This window comes from Emticicia agri, from assembly GCF_004168285.1.
Classification (GTDB): domain Bacteria; phylum Bacteroidota; class Bacteroidia; order Cytophagales; family Spirosomataceae; genus Emticicia; species Emticicia agri.
Window position 1 is genome coordinate 20019 of the sequence record NZ_SEWF01000051.1, and the last position, 25670, is coordinate 45688.

Annotated in this window: 21 protein-coding genes and 1 pseudogene; 12 read left to right on the forward strand and 10 right to left on the reverse strand. The window is 37.7% G+C overall.

The annotated features are described in order from the left end of the window. The first annotated feature begins 113 nt into the window (after positions 1-113). Positions 114-638, forward strand: coding sequence for a D-glycero-alpha-D-manno-heptose-1,7-bisphosphate 7-phosphatase (locus EWM59_RS23110; protein WP_130023623.1), 525 nt, complete (start codon positions 114-116; stop codon positions 636-638). 51 nt (positions 639-689) lie between these two features. Here EWM59_RS23110 and EWM59_RS28610 read toward each other — a convergent pair whose 3' ends face one another. Together EWM59_RS28610 and EWM59_RS23115 are read right to left on the reverse strand one after the other, a co-directional pair. Beyond that, positions 690-815, reverse strand: coding sequence for a hypothetical protein (locus tag EWM59_RS28610; protein WP_262709304.1), 126 nt, complete (start codon positions 813-815; stop codon positions 690-692). Positions 816-865: 50 nt separating this feature from the next. Next, the gene (locus tag EWM59_RS23115; protein WP_229239417.1) at positions 866-2350 is read right to left on the reverse strand and encodes a type III PLP-dependent enzyme domain-containing protein; all 1485 of its coding nucleotides are present in this window, start codon (positions 2348-2350) and stop codon (positions 866-868) included. Between the two features lie 275 nt (positions 2351-2625). Between EWM59_RS23115 and EWM59_RS23120 the strand changes: the two genes are divergently transcribed. After that, a complete protein-coding gene (locus tag EWM59_RS23120) occupies positions 2626-4098 on the forward strand; it encodes a UDP-N-acetylmuramate--L-alanine ligase (RefSeq protein WP_130023624.1) in 1473 nt (490 codons plus the stop codon). A gap of 34 nt (positions 4099-4132) precedes the next feature. Here EWM59_RS23120 and EWM59_RS23125 read toward each other — a convergent pair whose 3' ends face one another. Further along, positions 4133-4447 carry a hypothetical protein gene (locus tag EWM59_RS23125; protein ID WP_130023625.1) on the reverse strand — a complete coding sequence of 105 codons (315 nt, stop codon included), beginning with the start codon at positions 4445-4447 and terminating at the stop codon, positions 4133-4135. Positions 4448-4615: 168 nt separating this feature from the next. On the opposite strand from EWM59_RS23125, the gene EWM59_RS23130 reads away from it, so the two are divergent. Continuing rightward, a complete protein-coding gene (locus EWM59_RS23130) occupies positions 4616-5314 on the forward strand; it encodes a hypothetical protein (protein WP_130023626.1) in 699 nt (232 codons plus the stop codon). 1 nt (position 5315) lies between these two features. Further along, positions 5316-6236, forward strand: coding sequence for an FAD:protein FMN transferase (locus EWM59_RS23135; protein ID WP_130023627.1), 921 nt, complete (start codon positions 5316-5318; stop codon positions 6234-6236). Between the two features lie 3 nt (positions 6237-6239). On the opposite strand, the gene EWM59_RS23140 is transcribed toward EWM59_RS23135, so the two are convergent. From EWM59_RS23140 to EWM59_RS23150, 3 genes are read right to left on the reverse strand one after another with little or no spacing between them, the layout of a single operon-like run. Continuing rightward, positions 6240-7736: a hypothetical protein gene (locus EWM59_RS23140; RefSeq protein ID WP_130023628.1), complete on the reverse strand. Its 1497-nt coding sequence runs from the start codon at positions 7734-7736 to the stop codon at positions 6240-6242. An 11-nt stretch (positions 7737-7747) separates the two neighbouring features. Next, on the reverse strand, positions 7748-8281 hold the full coding sequence (locus tag EWM59_RS23145) for a metallophosphoesterase family protein (RefSeq protein ID WP_130023629.1): 534 nt from the start codon (positions 8279-8281) through the stop codon (positions 7748-7750). Between the two features lie 13 nt (positions 8282-8294). Next, entirely contained in the window at positions 8295-9056 is a 762-nt protein-coding gene (locus tag EWM59_RS23150) for a glycosyltransferase family 2 protein (RefSeq protein ID WP_165372274.1), read from the reverse strand. 75 nt (positions 9057-9131) lie between these two features. On the opposite strand from EWM59_RS23150, the gene EWM59_RS23155 reads away from it, so the two are divergent. From EWM59_RS23155 to EWM59_RS23165, 3 genes are all read left to right on the forward strand, one after another. Beyond that, positions 9132-9914, forward strand: a complete 783-nt coding sequence (locus tag EWM59_RS23155) for a TatD family hydrolase (RefSeq protein WP_130023631.1) — start codon at positions 9132-9134, stop codon at positions 9912-9914. 10 nt (positions 9915-9924) lie between these two features. Then, complete coding sequence (locus EWM59_RS23160; protein WP_130023632.1) at positions 9925-10803, forward strand: DMT family transporter; 879 nt, start codon at positions 9925-9927, stop codon at positions 10801-10803. 80 nt (positions 10804-10883) lie between these two features. After that, positions 10884-12236: a monooxygenase gene (locus EWM59_RS23165; RefSeq protein ID WP_130023633.1), complete on the forward strand. Its 1353-nt coding sequence runs from the start codon at positions 10884-10886 to the stop codon at positions 12234-12236. A 261-nt stretch (positions 12237-12497) separates the two neighbouring features. Here the strand turns inward: EWM59_RS23165 and EWM59_RS23170 are convergent, their stop codons facing one another. Then, positions 12498-12755, reverse strand: coding sequence for a hypothetical protein (locus EWM59_RS23170; protein WP_130023634.1), 258 nt, complete (start codon positions 12753-12755; stop codon positions 12498-12500). Positions 12756-12988: 233 nt separating this feature from the next. Here EWM59_RS23170 and EWM59_RS23175 point away from each other — a divergent pair, with 233 nt between their 5' ends. Continuing rightward, a complete protein-coding gene (locus EWM59_RS23175; protein WP_130023635.1) occupies positions 12989-15277 on the forward strand; it encodes a fused MFS/spermidine synthase in 2289 nt (762 codons plus the stop codon). Positions 15278-15354: 77 nt separating this feature from the next. On the opposite strand, the gene EWM59_RS23180 is transcribed toward EWM59_RS23175, so the two are convergent. From EWM59_RS23180 to EWM59_RS23190, 3 genes are all read right to left on the reverse strand, one after another. Continuing rightward, entirely contained in the window at positions 15355-17205 is a 1851-nt protein-coding gene (locus tag EWM59_RS23180; RefSeq protein ID WP_229239418.1) for a DEAD/DEAH box helicase, read from the reverse strand. A 224-nt stretch (positions 17206-17429) separates the two neighbouring features. Beyond that, positions 17430-18596 carry a serine hydrolase domain-containing protein gene (locus tag EWM59_RS23185; protein WP_130023636.1) on the reverse strand — a complete coding sequence of 389 codons (1167 nt, stop codon included), beginning with the start codon at positions 18594-18596 and terminating at the stop codon, positions 17430-17432. 132 nt (positions 18597-18728) lie between these two features. After that, the gene (locus EWM59_RS23190) at positions 18729-19994 is read right to left on the reverse strand and encodes a serine hydrolase domain-containing protein (protein WP_130023637.1); all 1266 of its coding nucleotides are present in this window, start codon (positions 19992-19994) and stop codon (positions 18729-18731) included. 168 nt (positions 19995-20162) lie between these two features. Here EWM59_RS23190 and EWM59_RS23195 point away from each other — a divergent pair, with 168 nt between their 5' ends. The 4 genes and pseudogenes from EWM59_RS23195 to EWM59_RS23210 all read left to right on the forward strand — a co-directional run. Then, positions 20163-20993 (forward strand): alpha/beta hydrolase, encoded by an 831-nt coding sequence (locus EWM59_RS23195; protein ID WP_130023638.1) that lies wholly within the window; start codon positions 20163-20165, stop codon positions 20991-20993. A 99-nt stretch (positions 20994-21092) separates the two neighbouring features. Then, a complete protein-coding gene (locus tag EWM59_RS23200) occupies positions 21093-21881 on the forward strand; it encodes a transglutaminase domain-containing protein (RefSeq protein ID WP_130023639.1) in 789 nt (262 codons plus the stop codon). Positions 21882-21901: 20 nt separating this feature from the next. Next, positions 21902-25201: a UvrD-helicase domain-containing protein gene (locus tag EWM59_RS23205; RefSeq protein WP_130023640.1), complete on the forward strand. Its 3300-nt coding sequence runs from the start codon at positions 21902-21904 to the stop codon at positions 25199-25201. Positions 25202-25334: 133 nt separating this feature from the next. After that, a pseudogene (locus EWM59_RS23210) lies at positions 25335-25670 on the forward strand (hypothetical protein); the annotation flags it as partial.

The window sequence follows — 25670 nt, forward strand, 5'->3', positions numbered from 1 at the left end:
ACAAAAGTTAGTCATAAATAAAATTTTCACAAAATTTTAGCTACAATTTATTATATTTTTTCTTAATATTGTAATATTAAATATTCACACATTACTAACCTGATTTTTAATATATGCAAAAGTGCATTTTCCTTGATCGTGACGGAGTACTCAATGAAGATCGAGTTGATTATGTTTATAAAATAGAAGACTATATCATTCCAGAAGGAGTAGTAGATGGCCTGAATTTACTAAAAAAAGCAGGTTATTTATTAATTGTAGTTACCAATCAGGCAGGTATTGCCAAAGGTTTATATACCCGGGAAGATGTACTGAACTGTCATGATTTTCTCCAAAGCCAATGTGGCGGTGTCATTGACGACATTTATTTCTGTAAACACCATCCTTTACATTCTTCTGAATCACTCTTGCGTAAGCCTGATTCATTGATGCTTGAAAAAGCCATTGCTAAATATAACATAGATACCACTCACTCATATATGATTGGTGATGCCGAGAGAGACGTAAGAGCAGGTATGAAAGCAGGTGTAAAAACAATACACATTGCCACAGGAAAAGAGAATACTGAACTGGCCGACTACCGTTTTGGCAGCCTTTTAGAAGCGTCAAAATTTATTATTGATAATCCTACCAGTTAATACAATAATGGTTCATAATGTGTATAGGCACATTATGAACCATCTATATCACTAACAATGTTTCTTCTCTGCTATACTTTTTGGTGAAACTTTACCATAAGCCGGGCATTGCTGTTTACGACAAGCCGTCATTGTGGCTCCTACCAAAAGAAAAAGAATCAGTAATTTAGGTCTCATTAAAATATAATTTTCGGTTCTTTATAAAACGTTCTACAAACTGGTTTATTTTATACTAAAGCCTCTTCTGTAGTTTTCTTATTCTTTTTTGCCGAACCATTTCCGGGTAAAGTATGCGTTTCTTTCTTTTTCTGCGACTTATACCCTAGAATCTCCATCATCGAATTACTGTCTTGTTCTTCAGCAAAAAGTTCAGTTATAATATTACCTTCGGCATCTAAGTTTACCAGTACGTGCTGTGGTGCCGGAATCAGGCAGTGTTGAATACCTCCATAGCCCCCCAAAGATTCCTGATAGGCACCTGTATGAAAAAATCCGATATACTGGTCTTCATTTTCGATGTCAAACACAGGCAGATACAAGTCTTCTGAATGTGCTTCTGTATTATAAAAATCCTGTGAGTCACAGGTCAGGCCTCCTAAATTTACTTTTTCGTAGGGGCTATCCCAATTATTCACAGGCATCATGATATATTTCTGACCAATACCCCATGAATCCGGTAACTGTGTGATGAACGAACCATCAATCATATACCACAACTCACGGTCATTCTGTTGTTTTTTATCAATCACCTTATAAATCACCGCACCGCTCTCTCCTACTGTATAGCTACCAAACTCGGTAAAAATATGAGGTACAGGCACATTGTTTTTATTACAAATCCATTGGATATTTTCTATAATCTCATCAATCATTGCCTGATAATCATAGTTAAATACCAGTGAGGTCTGAATCGGTAATCCGCCACCAATATCAATCGAATCAAGGTCCGGACATAGCTTCTTCATTTCGCAGTATTTAAACATGAAACGAGTCAGTTCAGACCAGTAATAAGCATTATCTTTAATACCCGCATTGATAAAGAAATGGAGCATTTTCAGCTTAAACCTTGGATTCGGCTTTATTTTCTCCCTGTATAATTCATTGATATCATTATACCTAACCCCTAAACGAGAGGTATAAAACGCAAAGTTTGGCTCTTCATCTGTCGCAATTCTAATGCCAAGATTTACGGTTTCAGCCGTAGAATTTTGCAGATAATAATCAATCTCTTTCAGATTGTCTAAAATCGGAATACAATTCACAAAACCTTCATTATGTAAGGCAGCAATTCCCTCTAAATATTTCGGGCGTTTGTAGCCATTACAGATAACATAAGTATTCTGATTAATTTTATTTTCTTCATACAAAGCTCTGATAATATCCATATCAAATGCCGACGAGGTTTCGAGGTGAACATTACTATTTAATGCTGTTTCAATAACAAACCTGAAATGTGATGATTTTGTACAATAACAGTAGGTGTAGCTTCCTTTATAATTATATTTTTTCATGGCATTTCTGAAAAGCAGCTTGGCATTTTCTACATGCTCTGAAATCTTAGGCAGATAGCTGATTTTTAGTGGAGTACCATACTGCTTAATAATATCCATCAGCGGAACATTGTTAAACATCAGTGTGTGGGCTTCATCAACACCGAATTCCCGAGTCGGAAACTCAAAGGTTTGCTCTATAAGGTCTATGTAACGTTTCATCTCTAAGTAAAATGCATAAAAACTTTTAAGGTTTTGGAATTATTTGAATACCCTACCACTTATACAGATAGTTTCCGGATACAATAGAGACTATCTCTGTTGAAAATAGTGTGCAAATGTGATATAAATTTAACAACTTTGCAACTGATATTTGTAACACAGTTTTTAGGGCTGTGGTTCACAAATTTTTATTCATTCAAATTTTGCTATCATCATACAAAACCCAAAAGATAAGCCATTTAAAAACGTTTGGGTTTGTGAAATTCTTGTTATAAATGAGCCAAAAAATTCACTTTATTGCTATCGGGGGCGCTGTGATGCACAACCTGGCGCTTGCACTTCATAAAAAAGGATATATCGTAACCGGTTCAGACGATGAAATAAATGACCCCTCAAAAAGCCGTCTGGCTGATGTAGGTATTCTACCTGCTGAATTAGGGTGGTTTCCTGAAAAAATAACCAAAGATTTAGATGCTGTTATTTTAGGCATGCACGCATTTGCTGATAATCCTGAATTAGCCAAAGCACAGGAATTAGGCGTAAAAGTGTATTCTTTCCCGGAATATATCTACGAGCAAAGCCTTAATAAACTACGTGTGGTTATTGCCGGAAGCCACGGCAAGACAAGTATCACCAGTATGATTCTGCACGTACTGAAATATTATAACCGCAAATTTGATTATCTGGTAGGAGCTCAGATTGAGGGCTTTGATGTAATGGTAAATCTGGACGATGAGTCGCCGGTGATTATTATTGAAGGAGACGAGTACCCTGAATCAAAAGTTCATTTAAAATCTAAATTCCTGTTTTATCATCCGCATATATGTCTGATTAGTGGCATTGCCTGGGATCACTTTAATATCTTCAAGACTTTTGACAGCTATGTACAGACTTTTGAAGAACTGGCCGATGGTTTACCTAAAGCAGGAGCTATTATTTATGACGAAACCGATGATATTGTAAAGGTAATAGGAGCAAAAGACCGTACAGATGTAAGCAAGTTCCCGTATAAAGCACACCCATATAAAGTAGAAAATGGTAAATGTATTCTGCAGGTAGGTAAAACAGAAGTCCCTTTAGAGATTTTTGGGGAGCATAATATGAAAAACCTGAATGGTGCCAAGCTTATTCTTGACCGCTTGGGTATTACCGACGAAGAGTTCTACGAAGCCATCAGGCATTTCAAGGGAGCATCAAAACGCCTGGAGAAATTAGGTGAGAATGCCAATACACTTATATTCAGAGACTTTGCGCATGCACCATCTAAATTAAAAGCTACTACCAATGCTACCAAAATGCTTTACAGCAGTCGCCGCCTGATTGCCTGCTATGAACTGCATACATTCAGTAGCCTGAATAAAGACTTCCTGCCACAATATGAAGGCACCATGAACGATGCCGATACGGCTGTAGTTTTTTACTCACCGCATACACTTGAAATGAAACGTCTTCCTGCTATTTCGCCGGAAGAAATTAAACAAGCTTTTGGTGATGATAAATTATTAGTATTTACAGAAAGAGAAAAGATTGTTGACTTTTTATTAGAGCAAAACTGGTTTCAGACTAATTTACTGATGATGTCGTCTGGCACGTTTGGTGGTTTAATCTTACCTGAACTGGCAAAGCGCATTTTAGAGAAAGAAGTAAAAGAAGAGTTTCCGAAAGTAAAAGTTATCTCTCAACAAAAAGAAGATAACTCATGGTCGGGCTTGCTTTCTCAATTCAAAAAAGTATTTGACAGCGAATAATTTTATAGTAGGTAGAGGTATCTGACAGATGCCTCTACCTGTATTTCAAAAAAGCCCATAATTTCCTCTTATTCAGGTATTTCAAGTCTGTTTCGTTGGCATAGGCTTCTTTCTCAAAGCTGATTCTTCGATAAGCCACCCACCATTTCCTGCATCTTACATAGTGATAAATCCATTCGCCTATATACCAGATATAGAATGGCAACACCAGCAATTCTAACTGCTGCCAGATATGAATCCGTTCATGATTCAACAGAATCTCGTTAGGTTTCTTGGGCCTGACAATAATAAATGGAAAAAGCGTAATCCCGTTTATTTTTCTGAATGGTATGCCTTTAATAATTATCATATCTCCAAAAATAACAAGTAATTTCACTTATCCGAAATAATTAAATCACATTCAGCGTTTACTCTACCATAATTCATTACTTAAAGCCAATTATCATAAAATTATTAGGAAACTTTCAAATCCTTTCACACCTTTACAACAGTTTTAAAACATTAACTTTATTAACCGATGAAAAAAACAGTTCTTTTTGTAGCTGCTTTGTTTATAAGCACACTCTCATTTGCGCAAACTGCTGAAGAAGTAATTAATAATTATGTGACGGCTATTGGTGGCAAAGATGCCATATCAAAAATAAAAGATTTAAGCATGACCTTTACTGGAGAAGCACAAGGAGCCAACCTGGAAATTCTCATCCAGAAAAAAGCACCTAATAAATTCTTACAGTCTGTAAGTGTAACAGGTATGGGCGAAGTACAAAAACAAGTATGTGATGGTACCAAAGTTCGTGCAAGTGGCATGCAAGGCTCAGAGGATATTACTGACGCTGAAAAAGTAAAAGCTGTAGCAATGCAGGCAGTAATTGTACCGGAGTCAGAGTACGGTACTATGGGTGCTAAATTAACCTATGTAGGCAAAGAAAAAGTAAACAATGCAGATGCACATAAAATAGATGTAACTATCGGAACTGTTAAAATGACTGAATTTTACGATGTTGCCTCAGGCATGAAAGTTCGTCAGGTGATTACAGCAGAAACGCCGATGGGTTCGCAAACTATTACCTCTGATTATACTGATTATAAAATTGTTAATGGTGTAATGTTTGCTCATAAACTGAATCAGGATTTGGGTATGATGCAATTAGCCTTATCAGCTTCTAAAGTAGAAGCGAATACTAATCTGGCAGATTCTTTATTTGAAATCAAGTAATATGTTGATACACTTTTTGAATAAGAGGAATAGTCTTTTAGGATTATTCCTCTTTTTTTGCCATTATACCCACGCACAAAAACGTTTTGAGTTTACTTACCCACAAATGGGTACTATGTTCAGAATCATGCTTTACGCACTTGATTCGGCTCAGGCAATGACCGCCTCTCAGCAAGCCTTCCGTCGTTTAGATACTTTGAATCTTATTTTAAGCGATTATCGGGAAGACAGCGAAATTAATCGTTTATGCCGGACCTCCGGTACGGGCGAATATATAAGCGTAAGTAATGACCTCTGGAGAATAACTCAGGAATCTATAAGAGCAGCCCATAAGTCTGATAATAGTTTTGATATTACTATAGGGCCTATGACACAATTGTGGCGGCGGATGAAACGCCAGAAACAATTGCCAACCGATAGCCAGATTGTACAGGCAAGAGCCAAAGTAGGAATTGATAATATTTCTCTGAATAGCCGGAATCAATCAATTATGTTGAAAAAACAAGGCATGCGCATTGATTTTGGCGGAATAGGAAAAGGCTATGCAGAAGATGAGATGATGAAAACATTGCTGGAAAACGGCATTACATCTGCTATGATTGAAGCTGGGGGGAATATTGTCGTTTCAGATGCGCCACCAAAAGAAAAAGGGTGGAAGATAATCATTAACAATAAAGACTATTGGCTGAAAAACTGTGGGGTATCTACTTCAGGAGATATGTATCAGTTTGTAGAAATAGACGGAAAGAAATACTCGCATATAGTAGATCCTAAAACAGGCATAGGTGTTACCGAATTGCGTCAGATAACAATTATTGCTAAAGATGGTGCAAGCGCTGACTGGCTATCGACAGCAGTATATCTGATGGATAAAGAAAAAGGGAGACAATTGGTAAAGAAAATGAAAGCAAAAGCACCATAATAGCTATTGCTTTCCGTTTTTCAGTGAATACGTCAGTTTATTGATAGAAAAAACTTCTCTGTTTGATAAATTGTCCTTTCTGATGCTCTGATAACCATAAGCCAGAAAACTATGCCCATACCAGGCAATCAGATTAGTGCGGTCTGTATCTGTAATTTTTTCGTTATCCGAATTAGCTTTTAAATCAAAACTCTCTAAATCTTTTATTTTTTCGTCTTTTTTCACAACTACTGCTTTAATCAGGTCTTCGTTAGGATACGCCAGTATATGGAAATCATCCTGCTGGGTAATCTGCACTTTCGCATTCAGTTCACTGCCTTCAACATCTTTGAGTGCAACACTGTTATCCCACAGTAGTTTACCATTGTAGTCGAAACCACACAGAATAGCATGCGTATAGCGAAAATTGTTATACGAATCGTTGCCTATGCGATAGCTGCGCCAGTTATTAAAACCATTGTTGGCAGGTGTCTTATATTCAGGATAAAATACTTCGGCAATGACTATCCACCCCTCAGACGTAGAAACTATATCATGAAGCAATAATCGGTTACGTAGCTTTACTTCTTTACCTCTTTCTTTTTTAAGTCTTATTTTTTCCTTTATTTTTTCTTCTCTTTTCGGAGCCATAAAGCTGAAGAAATTCTGTAGTTCAGAAAAATCAATGTACTGTATTTTAGAATCATTTGATAGATTTTGCAAATAAATACCAATTGAAAGCGGCGAGCAACCCTCGGCATAATTTCCTAATAGTAATGGCGCACCATTATCTGTATTCAATATTTTGCCCGAAATAGGAGTTCTTTGCTTATCTCCTAAACCCATTGTTTTGAGGGGTTTGCCTTCATAAGAATAAGTTTTTACGATATACTGGCAATTTCTTTCATTTTTCAGCATCACATATATTACCTCATTTTGCGCACTTACATCCATTTCGCTAATCATCAGGTGGTTAGCATGTATTTCCGGTAATACTTTAGAAGTTTTATCGAAAAAACTGAACATCACTACTACGGGGCGGTCGTTGTATTTACCTCCTATAAAAGCCTTACTTTGCAGAACCGTAAAATGGTCTATATCCATATTGGTCAGCAAATTGCCTTCCACATAGGTTTTATCCCCTGTTTCTAAATCCAGTCTTAATACACCAATATCTGTTCTCTCTCTTTTCTTGAAAAGAATAAATAAAAAGCGGTCGTTCTGAAAGGTTTTGTTTAAAAGAAATTCCTCTTCCGGAACAAAATCAGCTTTCCACAATTCGGTAAGGGTACTATCGTATTTATGAAAATCTAACGTTATTTTCCGGCGGTACAAATCTTCTGCTGAATGAAATAGCAAAACACCATTTTCTTTCAGAGAAAACAGTTGATGGTCTTCTTCGGTATTGTTGTTCCGCTCAAACTCTATCCTTTTACCTTGAACCAATTGTGCAGAGATTGAAAAAGGTAGTAGTAGCAAAAAAGTAAAAATCAGTAAATAACGTTTATCTATGCTTTTCATAATAGCTAATCTTAAAATCGACGGGTTATGTCTCCTCGGGGTATTGCACCTCGTTTCCCTAACTCTATAACCCCTAAGTTAGACATTTTTCGATTATCTAAGGTAAATTTTAATAAAGTTTTTACTTTGTGAAAGCCCTCATTCCCTGCCGCTCCCGGATTCAGATACATCATATTATTCATTTTTTCATCACGTATTACACGCAGAATATGCGAATGTCCGCAGACAAAAATATCAGGTATTTGTTCTTTCAATTTTTTCTTTACTGCCGGATTATAATTCGGCGGTGCGCCCCCGATATGTGTCATCCAGATACTGAAACCTTCAAGGGTAAAAAACTGGTGTTCGGGTAACTGCCACTGTATTTCTTTTGAGTCAATATTGCCAAACACAAATCGGGTTGGCTTAAAGGTCTGTAATTGCTCTATAATTTTCACTGAACCCACATCGCCAGCATGCCATAGTTCGTCACAATCTTTGAAATGCTCAAAAACTTGTTCATCTAAATACCCGTGTGTATCTGATATAAGGCCGATATGGGTCATTACAAGTGTTATTTTAAGATTGAAGCATAGCTTTTCTTTGTAGTTCCCTCAGTTTAATATACTTCAGGCTCGCATAAACTGCCTGTGTAAAAGCCCATACAAAACCCGGGTATCCATTAAGAAAGTTAAGCCTGATAAAATATTCCACAAAAAACGTAACCGGAAACTTGGTAACTACTTTCAGTACAGAGGTTCGTTTGCCTTTTTTATAAAGTTCAATAGCGCTTCTGGAAGAGTAATCATTCATTTTCTGGAAAAACTCAGCCATATCAGAAAAACTATAATGCAGCATTTCGTTTTCTAAAATAAGCGTTTTCCCATCTAAAACTACATCTTCATGCACATCTTTATCATTATAATTCCCGAATTTTCTGTTGAATATTCTCAGGGTCGGGAGCTTTGACTCTCGGCCATATTTTAGTTTCTTACCTAAAAATATCAATATTCTGGGTACCATAAACCCCCGATACTCGGTACCTTCTACAACCTTTGCATCTATTTCCTGCTTTAATGCCTCTGTAACTACCTCATCAGAATCCACTACAAATACCCAGTTGTTGGTAGCTTGTTCTACTGCAAAGTGTTTCTGTTTGCCAAAGCCTGCAAATGTGTGGTGGTAAATCTTACAGCCAAACTCCTGGGCAATAGATAGCGTTTCGTCTGTACTGCCACTATCCACTATTACTATTTCATTGGCCCAGCCTGCTACTGCTTCCAGTACTTGTCTGATTGTTCGGGTATTATTGAAAGTAAGAATAACTACTGAAAGAGGCATTGGCTGTGTTTTTAATTCCAAAAGTAATATTGTTTGCAGTGCTAACATCGTAATTTTGCAAAAAAATGATTCATAATGATAGAAACCCACGCACATATTTACGACGAACAATTTGAAGAAGACCGAGATGCCATGCTCAGAAGAGCCTTTGATGCAGGCGTAAAACAAATCTGGATGCCCAACTGCGACCATGAAACCATTAACGGAATGTTAGCACTGGAAAATCAATATCCAGGTGTATGTATTCCCATGATAGGGGTTCACCCATGTTATATTAAAGAAAACTACGAGCAGGAGCTATATATAGTTGAAGCTTTACTTAGCAAAAGGCCTTTCCCGATGATTGGAGAAATAGGGATAGATTTCTACTGGGATTTAAACTACGTACCACAGCAGGAAGAAGCCTTTATTGCACAACTACGCCTGGCACAGCAATACAATTTACCTATCTGTATCCATTCACGTAACTCGAAAGATGGGCAATTAAACGCTATTGTGCGATGTATTGAACTGATTGAACAATTTGGCTGGAGCGATTTAAGAGGTATTTTTCACTGCTTTTCAGGCAATTTAGAAGAAGCCCAAAGAGTAATCGGTCTTAACTTTTTGTTAGGCATTGGCGGAGTAGCTACTTTTAAAAACGGAGGCATGGATAAAGTACTTCCTTCGATTGACTTAAAGCATATCGTACTCGAAACTGATGCGCCTTATTTAGCACCCGTGCCTCACAGAGGTAAAAGAAATGAGGTAGCCTATATAGAATTAGTAGCCCAGAGAATAGCCGAACTAAAGCAGGTATCTTTTCAGGAAGTAGTGCAACAAACTACTGAAAATGCTTTACATTTGATACACAAATAATACCTGAACATTGAACCTGAAACTCCTCTTACTGGGCATTTTATTTGCTGCCTCATGGGCTTCGGCTTCGGCAGCAGCAAAATTCGGACTTCGTTCTGTAGAGCCATTAGTGCTTTTTCAGGTACGCTTTCTGGCAGCAGGGCTTATTATGCTTGGCTATTCGTTTATCATTCAGAAAGACCGCTGGCCTAAAGGGAAAGAATGGAGAGAGCTAACCTTGTTTGGTTTATTAAACGTTACGCTTTACCTGAGTTTTTTTGTATTAGGTATCAAAGAGGTGGCTGCTGGTATTGGCAGCCTTTCTACAGCAACTAATCCACTATTTATCAGCATTATTTCAGCCTTCTGGATTGGGCGTCATGTAAAAGGAGCTGAGTGGATGGCTGTATTATTGGGTTTAACAGGCGTAGGCATTGCAACCTACCCTCTTCTTCAAAAAAGTTATGCTACGCCTTTGGGACTCTTTTATATGTTTCTGAGTATGATTTCGTACTCAGTAGGTACGCTTTATTATTCTAAAATAGACTGGAAGCTATCACGAACAGCTATCAATGGCTGGCAGGTGTTTTTAGGTGGCATGCTGATGCTTCCTCTCACAATTCTATTACATAAAGAACCTAATCTTTTCGACCTTAACTTCACATTATCAGTTCTCTGGCTGATATTTCCTGTTTCTATATTAGCCGTACAATTATGGTTATATCTGTTAGAAGTTGACCCTGTGAAAGCTTCTTTTTTCTTATTCCTCTGCCCTATCTTTGGCTTTATTTATTCTTATTTATTGCTTGATGAACCTATTACGTATCATACTTTTTTAGGTACTGCTCTGGTAATTATAGGGCTATATGTAGGGCAGCGTGAGAAAGCAACGCAAAAAAGTGGCAAGTAGTTTGCATAAAAGTATTTATGAGGTTTTTACATTTTAAAATCTGATATTTTCGTTAAGAGATAAGCTATTCGACTTAATTTATGAGATATACTATTTTTACTACCCTTGCTATCGCTACGGTTTTTTGCCTTTCGCTGATGAATGCTTGCAGCAAACAAGACCCAGTTGATTCAGTCATATCAAGCTTTGACTTAATACAGGATAAAATATTGACCAAATCGTGTGCAGTGCAGGGGTGCCATTTTTCTGAAAACGATGGTTCTTTTGCCCAACATGGTTTAGTATTAACCAAAGGCAAAGCCTACAATAATCTGTACGAAATTGAACCAAAAAATAATGAAGCCAGAGCAGATGGTTTAAAATTGATAAAAGCCTTTAATTCGCTGCAAAGTTTATTTTTTCATAAACTCAATTCAGACAACAGCCACCACGGTGGCAAAAATTATGGCAGTGTAATGCCATTAGGCAACGAGCCACTATATGCCGGGCAAATAGAGTTTATCAGAAGATGGATTGAAGCAGGGGCGCCTGAGAAAGGAAATGTAGCAGATGCCAGCCTGTTAGATGATACTACCCCAAGTAATACCAAACCGTTTGAAGCATTAGCCGCACCAGCAGCCGGAAATGGCTACCAGATGAAATTAGATAAGTTTGATGTTGCCCCAAATTTTGAAAGGGAGCTTTTTGTGAGAAAGCCTCTGGGAAATACTGAAACAGCCTATATAAACAGGATTCAGATAAAAATGCGCCCGGGCAGCCACCATTTTATATTATATGGGTTCAGAAATCCTGAAAATCTGGCTCCTTTAAATCAGGTTCGTGATTTACGCAACCCTGATGGGTCGCTCAATATTGTTACCTTTCAACAAATGGGTAACCATATTTTTAATTTTGGTGGAAGTGAAGCGAATATGGACTATACTTTCCCGGAGGGAACAGCAGTAGCGATAGCCCCTAATGCCACTTTCGACATGAACTCCCATTATTTTAACAAAGGTACCAGCGCCATTCCCGGTGAAGTTTATATTAATCTTTATACAACCAATAAGGCTAATGTAAAAAACACGCTGAAAGTGCTTGATTTAGCCAATAACAACCTGACGATTCCGCCCAAACAAAAAACGGTTATTTCAAAATCATTCACGTTTGATAAAAACATCAAAGTAGCCATGTTATTCTCCCATACGCATAAAATGGGCGAAAAGTTTGAAATACTCATCAAAGGCGGTAGTCGTGACGGCGAAGTAGTTTATACCTCCACCAACTGGGAACACCCCGAAAAGATTAACTATACACCTTATATCTCACTAAAAAAAGGCGAAGGACTCACCTCAAGAATCACCTACAATAATACAACCGATAAAACCGTAAGATTTGGTCTGACAACCGAAGATGAAATGGGGATAATTTTTGGGTATTATTTTGAGGAGTAAATCTATTTAGTGATTTAGCGATTGAGTGTTTTTGTCAGAACTGTGATTTAACTGATTAACCTGATTTCACTGAAAATGCCTATTGCATAGATTACAGGATAGAATTGATAGATTACAAGGATAGAAAGGTTTTAAAAAACCACAATACAAATCAGTGAAATCAGACCAATCAGTTAAATCACAGTTCAGACAAAATCACTCAATATCAAAAAAGCCTGAAAACACTCGTTGTTTTCAGGCTTTTTTAATTCTTCTACAATTCTACTTCAAATCACTACTAACCGAAAAGAGGAAGATTATCATTAAAATATCTAACACGGGCAATAAACTTACTTTAAAAGCAAAGTCATAATTGTGGCGTAAAAATGCTATCCACGAAACAATTTGTGAAAGGATAATTAAGATAGGTAAAGCAACAAGAGTTCCGAAAATCCACCATGTTCTTCTACTGGCACCTGAGTCAAATACAAAAGGAGACATAATTGCGCCAAATGCAGCAGGAATCAGTATGACGAGCATAATGATGTTAGCAATTAAACTACATGTTTTCATAAGGGGTTAGTATTTAAAGGGTAAGATTACCAAATATAATTTATTCTTCGTAAAAAATTTAGTATTTTAATAAAAAAAGCGTGTAATTTTAGCCTTCCAAAACTTTTATGCATAATCTATCACTGCTTCCGTCAATTCACTGGCCGAATTTTTTTTCGTCAATTATCGGTGGTTCGCTGTGGTCTTACTAACATTTACCAATGACCTCACAAACGAAATCTGATAAATTCCGTTCTTTGCTTTTATTATTCATCTTTTTCTTCTCTGGTTTTGCGGCCCTTATTTATCAGGTAATCTGGCAACGTTGGTTAGTATTCTATACCGGAATCAGTTCTGTTAGCATCAGCCTTATTGTATCAGCCTTTATGGCAGGATTGGGTTTGGGCTATTTAGCCGGAGGGCAATTAGCCGACCGTGCAGGCAAAAATCGTCCGTTATTATTGTTTGTATTAGCTGAGTCAGGAATTGGTCTATTTGCTTTATTCAGCAAAAGCATTATTTATGACTGGTTGTATCTGTCTAATGCGCTACAGGCCGGTTCTGACTTTCAGATATATCTTGTGCTTTTTCTGGTGCTGCTTTTCCCGACTTTTCTGATGGGGCTATCATTACCGCTCCTGTCTAAGGCATTTGAAGAGAAAACATCAGAAAATCAGGCTAACTACATCAGTTTGTTATATTTTACCAATACACTTGGGGCAGCTATAGGTACTTTTGTTACTTCTTTTGTGCTTATCCGTGTCATGGGTTTCGAAAATGCGGTTCGTTTAGGTGCTTTTTTTAACTTCGCCTGTGCCATTACATCCATTATTATTTACTATCTCGAAACTAAGCGTAAGGCAGGCAATCAGACCAAAGAAGAACCCATCTTTATACCTGATTCGCAAGCAAAAGGATTCTCGTGGAACCGGAACTTTCTCTACTGGATTCTTCAATACACCATGTCAGGATTTATGGCTATCTGCTTCGAAATCATGTGGTTCCGCATGATTGAAACCATGATGAAATCTATAGCCCTGACTTTTTCCATTATTTTAGCTATTTATTTAGGCATGATGGCCGTAGGTACTTATTTTGGGGTACGCTTTGCTAAAAACCATAAAGGCAATCGGTTAAAACTGTTCCTTAATGCGCAGTATCTGCTGTATTTTTATACCATCGGCTCAATCGTTATCTTACAATGGGGCGTCCCTGCCTTTCCGTTTTTATTTGATTATTTCAAAAGCTATGAAACCTCGTTTGCTACCAACATAGCCATTGCTACCATGTTCATCATTCCGATGTTTCTGATGGCTATTCCTACCTTTATTATGGGCTTTAGTTTCACTATTTCTCAATTAATTATTCAGGATAAGTTTGAAGAAGTGGGTCGTAAAGTAGGTTGGTTGCAGTTTATGAATATAGTCGGTTCAACTGCCGGAGCATGGTTTGTTACCTTAATAGGGTTCAATTATTTAGGTACCTCACTTACTATCAAGCTCATTAGTCTAATTGGTCTGGTTTATATTTATGTTTTACATAGGCATAAGTTCAATACGCTATTTATGCGCATAGGTATGGCTGCCGGGCTTGTGTTAGCTGTATTTTTATTACCCTCAAACGAAAAATTCTGGATGAAACTGGGTGGTATGACCAGCGAAAAAGATTTCATTATCAGAGAAGACGAAACTGCCTTGTCATTCATTAAGTCTTTCGGTGGCAATGCTTTTGTATATACCAATGGTCTGGGGCAAAGTATGTTTCCTTTTAATCAGGATAATACACATATTGTTTTAGGGGCTATTCCGGCCTTGATACACCCTAATCCTGAGGATATAGGCATTATCGGCTTAGGTTCGGCAAGTACACTCTACAATGCCGGAGGCAGAGAGGTTACTAAAAATTTAGATTGCTTTGAGGTCATTATTAACCAACCCGATGCAGTTTATGAATATGTAGAGCGTAGTGGAGACAGCTCGGTCTACTATATCATGAATGATAAAAGGGTGAATCTGATTTTGCAGGATGGCAGGTATTTCTTACATAGAAATGATAAAAAGTATGATATTATTGAAGCCGATGCCCTTAGACCTAAATCGTCTTATTCAGGCAATTTGTATTCGCTGGAGTACTTCAAACTCTTACAATCAAAACTAAAAGATGGTGGCTTGGCAATTACCTGGGGCGCAACCGAGCGTATCAAGAATAGTTTTCTGAGTGTATTCCCTTATACTTACGAATTTGGTGGCTTTATGCTCGTAGGTTCTAATAAACCTTTAGAACTCAACGAAGAAGAAATTTTAAAACGATTAGACGACCCATTCACTAAGAGCCATTACGCCCGTGCTAATATTGATGTACGTGCTTTATTGAGTAATACCTTGCAGAGTAAACGTGTTTTGCAGAATGGTACCACCAAAGTTACTAAAAACGTAAACTTAGATATGTGGCCTAAAGATGAATTTGACTTTGGCAGAATCTGGGCAGGTATTCTCAAAGAGGAGGAATAACAGGGAGTTTATATTCAAAAACCAAAAAAGCACGAAGCCTTACAACCTCGTGCTTTTTTTATATTCAATACGAAAAATTACTTTGCAATTTCCATATTCACTTCACGTGCATTGATGGTTTTGCCTTGCATTCCATCTAATACACGTTTTACATCTTGCTGAGGCACTTCTACAAAGCTGAATTTGTCATAAATATCGATTTGTCCGATAGCACGACCTGCAATGCGAGCTTCTGAAGTAATGGCACCTACAATGTGGTTAGGGGCAACGTTATCTTTACGGCCTAAGCTGATAAATAAACGTACCATGTCTGTTCTGCCTGACCCACGAGCGCCAGTTTCCTGACGTCTTTCTCTTGGTTCAAAACGACGTTCGCCACCACGTGGGTCTCTGTTACCACTTCCATACTCACGACGTCCACCGTCTCTGCTACCATAGCTACTACTTCTTGAATCTTTTCTGTCGAATCTTGAATCCTGCGTTCTTGGCTCACGATAGCTGTCAGATAATTGTGCATCAGAGAACTCACTCTTCACTGCACCTACCTGCATCTTAATCAAAGCTGCCATGATTTGAGCGTCTGAATAACCTTCTTCGCTCAATTCGCCCACAATATCTTCATAGAAATTATCGACACCCGAAATAAGTGACTCTCTTACTTGCTCTAAGAATTTACGATGACGAGTTTTTACCAATTCATTGAAGGTAGGAATAACTCCTTGTTCAATTTTTACTTTAGTATAATTCTCAATGTCACGTAAACGATATTTATCACGGCCAGAGATAAGCATAAAAGCTTTTCCGGTTTTACCTGCACGACCTGTACGGCCAATGCGGTGTACATAATATTCTAAATCCTGTGGTACATCAAAGTTAAATACTGCATCTACACCAGATACGTCGATACCACGGGCAGCAACGTCAGTAGCAACCAAAATAGTGGTTACCCCTGCACGGAATTTACTCATTACTTGTGTACGTACCTGCTGACGCATATCGCCATGAAGACCTTCTGCCGCATAACCACGTACTTGTAAATCACTAACGATTTCATCTACTTTCGATTTTGTGTTCGCAAACACCAGCATCAATTTCAAATCATGTACATCTATCAAGCGTGTCATTACCTCCATTTTCGCTTCTTTACGTACCGCAAAGAAAAACTGCTCAATGTTGGCATTTGATACTTCTTTCTTCAATGTCCTGATAATTTCAGGGTTTTTCTGAAAACGTTTAGTAATTGAAAGAATTTCAGGCGACATAGTTGCCGAAAACAAGATAGTCTGTCTTTCTGCCGGAGAAAAAGATAAGATTTTCTCAATATCTTCACGGAAACCCATGTTCAACATTTCATCAGCCTCATCAAGAATAGCCAATTTAATATTGCTCAATACTAAGGTTTTGCGCTCCATGTGGTCCATGATACGACCGGGTGTACCTACTACAATCTGTGAACCTTTTTTTAGTGCCAAAAACTGACGTTCGTAAGACTCACCACCAAAAATGGCAGCTACGTTCAATCCTTTTTTGTACTTGGCTAATTTCTGGATTTGCTCTTTTACCTGAAGTGCCAACTCACGGGTTGGGCACATAATCAATACCTGCGTATTTTTATCTGTTTCATCAACTGCTTCTATGGCCGGAATGCCAAAGGCTGCAGTTTTGCCTGTTCCTGTTTGCGCCTGACCGATTACATCGCCACCACGCATAACTACTGGGATTGCGGCTGACTGTATAGGTGTTGCATACTCAAAACCCAGTTCTTCGACCGCACGAAGAACATACTCCGAAAGCGGGAGCTCGGAAAATTTTACTACTTCCATCAAGGATAAGATATTTGTTAAGTCGGAACCTACACTGCCGTTCTCACGCATAACCGTGACTGCCCCGAATGCCGAAAAAATAATAAAGCGAACGATGAGAACCATCCGTTGCCTGCTCTGAAAGGAATTTGAAAGAAAGAGAAACTCTTTGTGTCGAATTTTTATTACTGCAGAGGCCCATACGGATGTGCCTTTTTAAAACTTTTGCAAAATTAATACAAATCTTACAATTTGGCAAGGATTTCGCAAAAATAATTGTATTTTTTTTAGAATAGTGATTTTCGGCACGCAAAAAATCACTATTCTAATATCAAATATTATTTATCCAATCAGTTGAGTTTGGTAATGGCCTGATAAACTAAAACTTTGAATTTTTCTCCTAAATCTCCATAGCTGTTAGGCACCTTCTGAGTCATAATCAAACCAATAATTCCTTCTTTGGGGTCAGCCCAGTAAGTAGTACCGTAATACCCTCCCCAATCAAAAGTTCCTTCTGACGGAGTAATTCTTGCTGCCTCAGCAGGAGTAGTTAATCCAAACCCTAAACCAAACTTTTTATGACCTAAACTAAGATCCCCAATCTGGTTATGAATCATCATATTTACCGTAACCGGGCTTAATAATTGTTGCCCGTTGTACTTTCCTCCATTCAACAACATTTGCAGAAACATAGCATAATCGGTAGCTGTAGAAACCAATCCTGCACCACCTGAAAAGTAAGTACCTTTTTTTGTAGGATAATTGCCTTGATTGCCTGTTACTTTCATTACTTTTTTATCTTTATCTTCTGTATTTAAAGCCGCCAGACGACCAAATTTAGATTCAGGCAGATAAAAATAGATATCGTTCATGCCGATAGGTTTGAAAACACGCTCACGCAAAAATGCGTCGAAACTCATGCCTGATAATACTTCTACCAGATAGCCTAATACATCGGTGTTTAAACCATAAGTCCACTTTTCGCCCGGATTATGCATCAATGGCATTTTTCCTAACCTGGCCATCACATCTTCCAATGTATAATCAGGCGTACCTATGCCGCTTGGAATTTTATTCTTGGCATAAATTGCCACGGCTTCTTTGGTACCAATACCTGCATAACTGATGCCTGAAGTATGTGTCAGCAAGTCTCTGACAGTAATTTCTCTTTTAGCAGGAACTGTCGTGTAGGTAGTATCTTTTTCGTTGAACTTATCTAATACTGTCGGATTTTTGAATGACGGAATATATTTAGAAATAGGTTCATCTAATAAAAACTTACCCTCTTCATACAACATCATTACGGCTACGCTGGCAATGGCTTTGCTTTGAGACGCAATACGAAAAATAGCATCTTTCGACATTGCTTTTTTAGTTGATAAGTCATCGTAGCCTAACCCTTTGTTATATACTATTTTGCCATTACGTACTACCAGTACTACTGCCCCTGCGGTATAAGATTTTTCAACGTATTCATTCACTACTTTGTCAATCCTTTGTAATCTTTTTGTACTCATGCCCTACTTTCAGGCGTTGCAGGTGTTAGGGTTTGAGAAAAGGAAAAATGAGTTAATAGAATAGTAAAAATAAGCGAATAAAAATATTTCATAGTATTTATAGTTTGAATAGACAATGTTTTTTAAAGTGTATTACTTCTGATTAGGTTTTGTAATAGCCTGATAAACCAAAACTTTGAATTTATCTCCTATGTTTGCGTAGCTATTGGGTATTTTCTGAGTCATAATCATACCTATAATTCCCTCCTTCGGGTCAACCCAATAAGCGGTACTATAGACCCCTCCCCAATCAAAAGTACCTACTGAAGGTGTCAGTCTTGCTGCTTCTGCTTCTGTAGTCAATGCAAAGCCTAAACCAAACTTTTTATTTCCCAGACTAAGATCTCCAATCTGGTTATGAATCATCATGTTTACAGTAACAGGGCTTAATAATTGTTCTCCATTATATTTACCTCCAGTGAGCAACATTTGCAAAAACATGGCGTAGTCAGTAGTGGTAGAAACCAATCCGCCGCCACCTGAAAAATAGGTACCTTTTTTCTTAGAATAGTTTCCATAGTCTAAGGTAACTTTCATTACTTTTTTATCTTTATCTTCGGTATATAAAGAAGCTAATCTATTAAATTTAGCCTCTGGCAGATAAAAATAGGTATCATTCATTCCTATAGGCTTAAAAATACGCTCACGCAAAAACGCATCGAAGCTCATTCCTGAAATTACCTCGACCAAATACCCCAATACATCAGTACTCAATCCATAAGTCCATTTCTCTCCCGGGTTATGTACTAAAGGGAGTTTTGCCAATCGGTTAATGGCATCTTCCAAGGTATAAAAGGGTGTATCGACACCACCCGGAATATTATTTTTTGCGTACATAGCTATGGCCTCTCTCGTACCAATACCTGAATAACTAATGCCTGAAGTATGTGTAAGTAAATCTCTGATAGTAATTTCTCTTTTAGCTGGAACAGTAGTATAAGAGCTATCCTTCCAGTTGAACTTGTCTAATACTGTCGGATTTTTGAATGAGGGAATATATTTGGAAATGGGGTCGTCTAAAAGGAATTTGCCCTCTTCATACAACATCATCACGGCAACGCTGGTAATGGCTTTGGTTTGAGAAGCAATGCGAAAAATGGCATCTTTTTCTATAGCTATCTTAGCTGATATATCATCATATCCATAACCCTTATGATACACAATTTTACCATTTCGTGCTACTAAAACAACCACTCCTGAAAGATAAGATTTATCAATATGTTCATTTACTACTTTATCTATGAGTTGCAATCTTTGCGTACTCATCCCCTGACTTTCAGGAGTACCCACGCCTAAAGTTTGTGAAAAAGAAAAATGATGAAACAGAATAGTAAAAATGAAAGTATAGAAGTATTTCATGCTGTTTATGGTTTGAATAGATTTGAAAACAAATATATCGTTTCTGATTGATTTTCAAATGTATAATGCAGACGCATTTTGCATATTTAAGAGTACATTTATCGATAAATGAAATCATAAATTATTCAGAGAATTTGAATACATTTGATAGACTAAATAACCCTATTCATGACTCATAAATCTTTCTTCGAAACCGATAATAAGCAACGTAAAATTTTCTTTCAGCAATGGTTGCCTGAGCAGGAAGCCATTGGCATTATTGCTTTGGTACATGGCTTAGGTGAGCATAGCACCCGATACACGCATGTAGCGGATTTTTTTACTTCAAAGGGTTTAGGTATGATAGCGGTTGATACTTACGGACACGGACAAACCACAGGCAAAAGAGGCCATGCTGACTCTATGGAGGCTTATATGGAACAAATCGGTCGTTTGCTTGCATTAGCTACACAAACTATACCCAACAAACCTGTTTTTTTATACGGCCATAGTATGGGTGGTGCTTTGGTACTGAATTACTTATTCAGATACAAACCTGCTATCAGCGGAGTTATTGCTACTGCTCCTGCGGTTCGTCCGGGTTTTGAATTACCTAAGCCATTGCTCATTATTGGCAAAATAGCCCGTGCCATTGCTCCCTCTTTTACACAAGCCAATTCGCTCGATTTGGAAAATCTATCGCACGACCGGGAAGTGATTGAAAAGTACAAAGCCGACCCTCTGGTACATAATCAGGTATCGGGTATGGTAGGTATTACACTGATAGAATGGGGAGAATGGCTATTGCAACATGCGAAACAAACACCGGCTCCTCTCCTGCTCATGCACGGAACACAGGACAAACTAACCAGTTATGAAGCCAGTAAACTTTTAGCTTCTCAACTCTCGGGCGATATAACTTTTAAAAGCTATGAAGGTCTTTACCATGAAATTCATAATGAATTTGAAAAACAGCACGTTTTTAATGATATGCTGGCCTGGATAAAAAAACATCTGTAATCCTTTTTTAGATTATACTCATAAACAGGCTTGGCATGCTATTTTTTATTAACTTTATAGGTTATTTCGTACAAACTCAGCTAATCCATAAATTAATTAATGAAACTCGCCATCAGTTGCCAACTTGATTATAAAATCGAATACCAGACTCCTCTTGTTCTGATGCTTCGTCCACGCAGTGGTGCCGGACAGTGGGTAATAAAAGAAGAATATTTATTAGAACCATCTGTACCTGTAACCGAATACACCGATTTGTATGGTAATCTCTGTCAAAGAGTATTTACCCCAGACGGCAGTTTCTCTATTAAAACTTCTGCCATAGTAGATGTTGCCGACCAGATAGATGTTGATTTTAGTGCTAATTTTGTACCTGTGCAAGAATTACCTGATGATTGTTTGATTTACATTTTACCCAGTCGCTATTGCGAATCTGATAAATTAGGAAATCTGGCTGCTTCTATAGTAGCACATGTAGAGACAGGATACGAACAGGTGGAAGCCATAAGAACATGGATTAACACTAATATTCGTTATGAATACGGGCATAGCAATGCTTCTACTTCGGCGCAGGATACAGCCCAAAGTCGCATTGGGGTATGCCGTGATTTTTCTCATTTAGGGGTTGCTTTATGCCGTAGCATGAATATACCTGCACGTTTTGTAGTAGGCTATTTATACGAACTAAAGCCAATGGATTTACATGCCTGGTTTGAAGCTTATTTAGGAGGACGCTGGTACACCTTTGATGCCACCCAGACTGAACCAAGAGGCAATAGAGTAGTGTTAGCTTATGGGCGTGATGCGGCAGATGTGGCTTTGGCTACACAATTTGGGAATATGGAATTACAGACTATGTGGGTAGCTGTAGAACCTGCTCCCGAACAATGATTTTCCTAAACACTTGTTGAATGTCTAAATTTAATATATATAGTTCTTCTGCGGGGTCTGGCAAGACCTTTACCTTAACCACCGAATACCTTAAATTAGTATTTCTCAATAGCGATAAGCCCTTTTATTTCAAACAGATTTTAGCTATTACTTTTACTAATGATGCGGCCACCGAAATGAAAGACCGTATTCTTCAGGCCTTAAAAGAAATAGCTGATACCGAGAACTTTAATGAAAAGTCGAAATCTTGGGACATGTTTCAGAAGATTGTAGAAGAAACTAATCTATCGGGCGAACTCATTCAGGAAAAAGCCGGACTTATCTTCAAAAACATCATTTTAGAGTATTCTGATTTTGCAGTAAAAACCATCGACAGCTTTGTTAATCAATTGGTAAACGCTTTTACCGAAGAATTACAATTACCTTTCAACTATGAGATTGTATTAGATACCGATAGGGTAATGACCGAAGCGGCTGAACGGCTGATTGAAAAAGCAGGAGATGAAGAATATGAAGAGATAACCCGCATTTTAGAGAGTTTCATAGAAGAAAAAGTAGGCGACGGCCAAAGCTGGAATTTTGTAACTGAAGAATTAGCCAGATTTGGCAATCACCTGATTAACGACCAGTACTATGCTCTATTAATAAAACTTGACGGACTTGCTGATAAAGATTTCAATGAAATAGCTGCCAATATTCATACCTATCTGAAATGGTTTGAAGATACGATTGTAGGTTTGGCTACCAAAGCTACCGAGTTGATTGAAAGTGAAGAATTGATTATTGATGATTTTACGCAAAAAGGGAAAGGTATAGGGGCTTATTTTTATAATATGCGCGAAGACTTTGAGAATGAATATTATTCTAAAAAAGACTTGTCGCCTAATACTTACCATTGGGCAGCCATCAGAGACGATAAATGGTATAGTGCTAAAGGTACGCCGCCCCCTATTCAGGCAAGTATTGATAACATTAAAGACGAATTGCGAAGCATTTTTTATGAAATGCAGGACTTTAAGGATAATCATCTTAAAAAATATACGCTCTATAATCTTATCAGACCCAACCTGCGCAAACTTGCGTTATTGAAAAAGATAAAGACCGAATTTGACAAAATATTAGGAGAAAAAAATCAGGTTTTTATTGCTGAGTTTAACCGTAAGATTCTGCATATTATTCTGTCAGAACCAGTGCCTTTTATTTATGAGCGAATCGGTGAGAAATACAAGCACATGCTGATTGATGAATTTCAGGATACTTCTGATATGCAGTTTTATAACCTGCTTCCGCTCATCGAAAACTCATTGGCAGGCAATAATTTCAACCTGATTGTAGGCGATGCCAAGCAGGCTATTTACCGATGGCGAGGGGGTAAAATGGAACTGATTGTGCATTTGTTTAAAGGCAATATAAGAGCACTTGTTGAGAATCCGTTGATACAGACACATCAGATAGACCAGTTTATCTCTATCGGGCACTATCTGGCACCTAAATCGCTCACAATCAATTACCGGAGTGCGCAGGAAATTATTGATTTTAACAATCGTTTTTTTCATGCCATCTTACAGATACATACCAATACTTTCCATTTTCTGCCCGATGTATATGAAGATTTCAGGCAGGAAAAACCACCTAAATCGCTTACCGGAGGGCATATTCAGTTAGAGTTCTTAGAGTATGAGAAAGAAAATACGGCTATGCTTAATCGTACGCTTGAACTTATTCAGGGAGTTTTACAAGAAGGCTATAGCCAGGGCGATATAGCTATTTTATGTCGTCGGAACAAGGAATCTGCGATGGTAGCTAATTTTCTGACAGAGCAAGGCTACCAAATTATTTCCCGTGATTCTCTATTGCTGAAAAACTCCTCATCGGTTCGTTTATTAGTGGCTTTCATGCAGATTATCAATCAGCCTGATAACCGACTGGTAAAGTCAGAAGCAGCTTATTTATTCTACCAGACTATACTCAATCGTATTCCTGACAGCGAGGCCAATACTGAAATAGCGCAAGCGGTAGAAGCAAGCGACCCGATGATATTTTATCAGATTTTTGCTAAATACGGGCATCATCTTGACCCGATTACGATGATAAAATCAGGAATTTATGAGTTAGCTGAAAAAATTATTGATGCCTTTGATTTATTTAACCGTACTGACCACAAAAATTATCTGTTCAGATTTTTAGATGTGGTACTTAATTATAGCCTGAAAGAAAGCAATCACTTGCAGGATTTCCTGGCTTACTGGGAAGATAAAAAAGATAGTTCAACACTATCGGTCAAGTCTCCTGCCGAGCAGGATGCCATCACCATTACCACAATTCACCGTTCTAAAGGGCTCGAATACCCGGTTGTCATTATTCCTTTTGCTCATTGGCCATTAAAACCAATGAATTATACTGAAATGTGGGGAGACCTTGAAGTACTGGATTATGAAGAACTCTCTTCTAAATCTGAGAATGGCTTTGCAAGACTGCTTTCTTCGCCTATTAAATTCAGCGAAAAATTGAGTATGACCGACCTGATTGGGCAATATAATGATGAAATACAGGCAACTTTTCTCGAAAACCTGAATATGCTCTATGTAGCCTTCACAAGAGCTGCAGATAAGCTTTTTGTCATTTCTCAGAAAAACCATTATAAAAAAGTACAGGGAGTGGGAGAACTGATGAAAGATTTTCTGACGATGGAAGGGCTTTTTGACCCTGAATTAAATAGTTATGAAGTACATAAAGGCAGTTTCATTAAGAAACCAGACAATAAACCTTTGAACGAAGCTAAGATACAGTTAAACAGAATTATCAGCGAAGACCGGAGTGACCGCTTAAGGCTTAGAAGAATTTCTGAAAAAATATTTGATACCGAAACCCTTGAAAAGAGTAAAGATAAATACAATAAAGTGAGGGTAGCGTTTGCCAAAATCCGTACCCGGAATGATATACCTAATGCGTTAAGGGAATTAGAGTTTGAGGGAATCATCAGCCCCAAAGAAGGAAATACAATAAGAGAAGCGATTGAAACAATTATCAGCTTACCTCCGATAGCTCCGCTTTTTGACGAAGACCTGATTATTGAAAATGAAAGAGAAATCTTACAGCCCAATGGAGAAATAGTAAAACCTGACCGTGTAGTTATTAAAGACGATATGGTGTATATCATCAATTACAAACCCGGTCGTAGCAATGATTTTTTTCAGAAAGAGAGAGATATGAAAGAAATCCGGGATTTTGGCAGGCTTTACCAACAAATGGGTTCTGAAAAACTCCAATTGATGGTAGTCTATTTAGAATCTACAGATGTGATAAGTGTTTCGTTGTAGAAAGGACATAATAATGTGAATCAAGGGTTGAAATTATCAGAAACAAACAAGGAGTATTTTGTTAAATTGCAAAATGCGACCTTTACAATTAATACAAACTTACAGCCTTGTTTGTGAGTGCTATGATACGCACATGAGTTTACATTTCCAAAGACAGAGCAATAATAATTGTCCTGAATTTACAGACCAAGAGGCAATAACGATTTACCTATGTGGTATTTTCGAAGGCCATTATAGCCATCGCTCAACTTATAATTATATGGTCAATCATTGGTCATCATGGTTTCCAAAATTGCCGTCATATCAAGCTTATAATGCACGAATTAATGCAATATACTGGCATTTTGAGGTAATTATTTCCCATTTGATGAATCAAATGAATTTTAATGATTGCTATGATAATGTATCTTTGGTGGATTCATTGCCTATCATGCTTTCCAAACACCCTTATACAGCTAAAGTAGCATCT

What these genes read in the sequence shown, in the direction of transcription:
- EWM59_RS23115 (WP_229239417.1), bottom strand. Translation starts at nt 2,350, where the DNA reads ATGAAACGTTACATAGACCTTATAGAGCAAACCTTTGAGTTTCCGACT.
- EWM59_RS23150 (WP_165372274.1), bottom strand. Translation starts at nt 9,056, where the DNA reads ATGCCTCTTTCAGTAGTTATTCTTACTTTCAATAATACCCGAACAATC.
- EWM59_RS28610 (WP_262709304.1), bottom strand. Translation starts at nt 815, where the DNA reads ATGAGACCTAAATTACTGATTCTTTTTCTTTTGGTAGGAGCCACAATG.
- EWM59_RS23175 (WP_130023635.1), top strand. Translation starts at nt 12,989, where the DNA reads ATGACCTCACAAACGAAATCTGATAAATTCCGTTCTTTGCTTTTATTA.
- EWM59_RS23200 (WP_130023639.1), top strand. Translation starts at nt 21,093, where the DNA reads ATGAAACTCGCCATCAGTTGCCAACTTGATTATAAAATCGAATACCAG.
- EWM59_RS23110 (WP_130023623.1), top strand. Translation starts at nt 114, where the DNA reads ATGCAAAAGTGCATTTTCCTTGATCGTGACGGAGTACTCAATGAAGAT.
- EWM59_RS23195 (WP_130023638.1), top strand. Translation starts at nt 20,163, where the DNA reads ATGACTCATAAATCTTTCTTCGAAACCGATAATAAGCAACGTAAAATT.
- EWM59_RS23120 (WP_130023624.1), top strand. Translation starts at nt 2,626, where the DNA reads ATGAGCCAAAAAATTCACTTTATTGCTATCGGGGGCGCTGTGATGCAC.
- EWM59_RS23130 (WP_130023626.1), top strand. Translation starts at nt 4,616, where the DNA reads ATGAAAAAAACAGTTCTTTTTGTAGCTGCTTTGTTTATAAGCACACTC.
- EWM59_RS23170 (WP_130023634.1), bottom strand. Translation starts at nt 12,755, where the DNA reads ATGCTCGTCATACTGATTCCTGCTGCATTTGGCGCAATTATGTCTCCT.
- EWM59_RS23135 (WP_130023627.1), top strand. Translation starts at nt 5,316, where the DNA reads ATGTTGATACACTTTTTGAATAAGAGGAATAGTCTTTTAGGATTATTC.
- EWM59_RS23155 (WP_130023631.1), top strand. Translation starts at nt 9,132, where the DNA reads ATGATAGAAACCCACGCACATATTTACGACGAACAATTTGAAGAAGAC.
- EWM59_RS23165 (WP_130023633.1), top strand. Translation starts at nt 10,884, where the DNA reads ATGAGATATACTATTTTTACTACCCTTGCTATCGCTACGGTTTTTTGC.
- EWM59_RS23185 (WP_130023636.1), bottom strand. Translation starts at nt 18,596, where the DNA reads ATGAGTACAAAAAGATTACAAAGGATTGACAAAGTAGTGAATGAATAC.
- EWM59_RS23145 (WP_130023629.1), bottom strand. Translation starts at nt 8,281, where the DNA reads ATGACCCATATCGGCCTTATATCAGATACACACGGGTATTTAGATGAA.
- EWM59_RS23180 (WP_229239418.1), bottom strand. Translation starts at nt 17,205, where the DNA reads ATGGTTCTCATCGTTCGCTTTATTATTTTTTCGGCATTCGGGGCAGTC.
- EWM59_RS23140 (WP_130023628.1), bottom strand. Translation starts at nt 7,736, where the DNA reads ATGAAAAGCATAGATAAACGTTATTTACTGATTTTTACTTTTTTGCTA.
- EWM59_RS23205 (WP_130023640.1), top strand. Translation starts at nt 21,902, where the DNA reads ATGTCTAAATTTAATATATATAGTTCTTCTGCGGGGTCTGGCAAGACC.
- EWM59_RS23190 (WP_130023637.1), bottom strand. Translation starts at nt 19,994, where the DNA reads ATGAAATACTTCTATACTTTCATTTTTACTATTCTGTTTCATCATTTT.
- EWM59_RS23125 (WP_130023625.1), bottom strand. Translation starts at nt 4,447, where the DNA reads ATGATAATTATTAAAGGCATACCATTCAGAAAAATAAACGGGATTACG.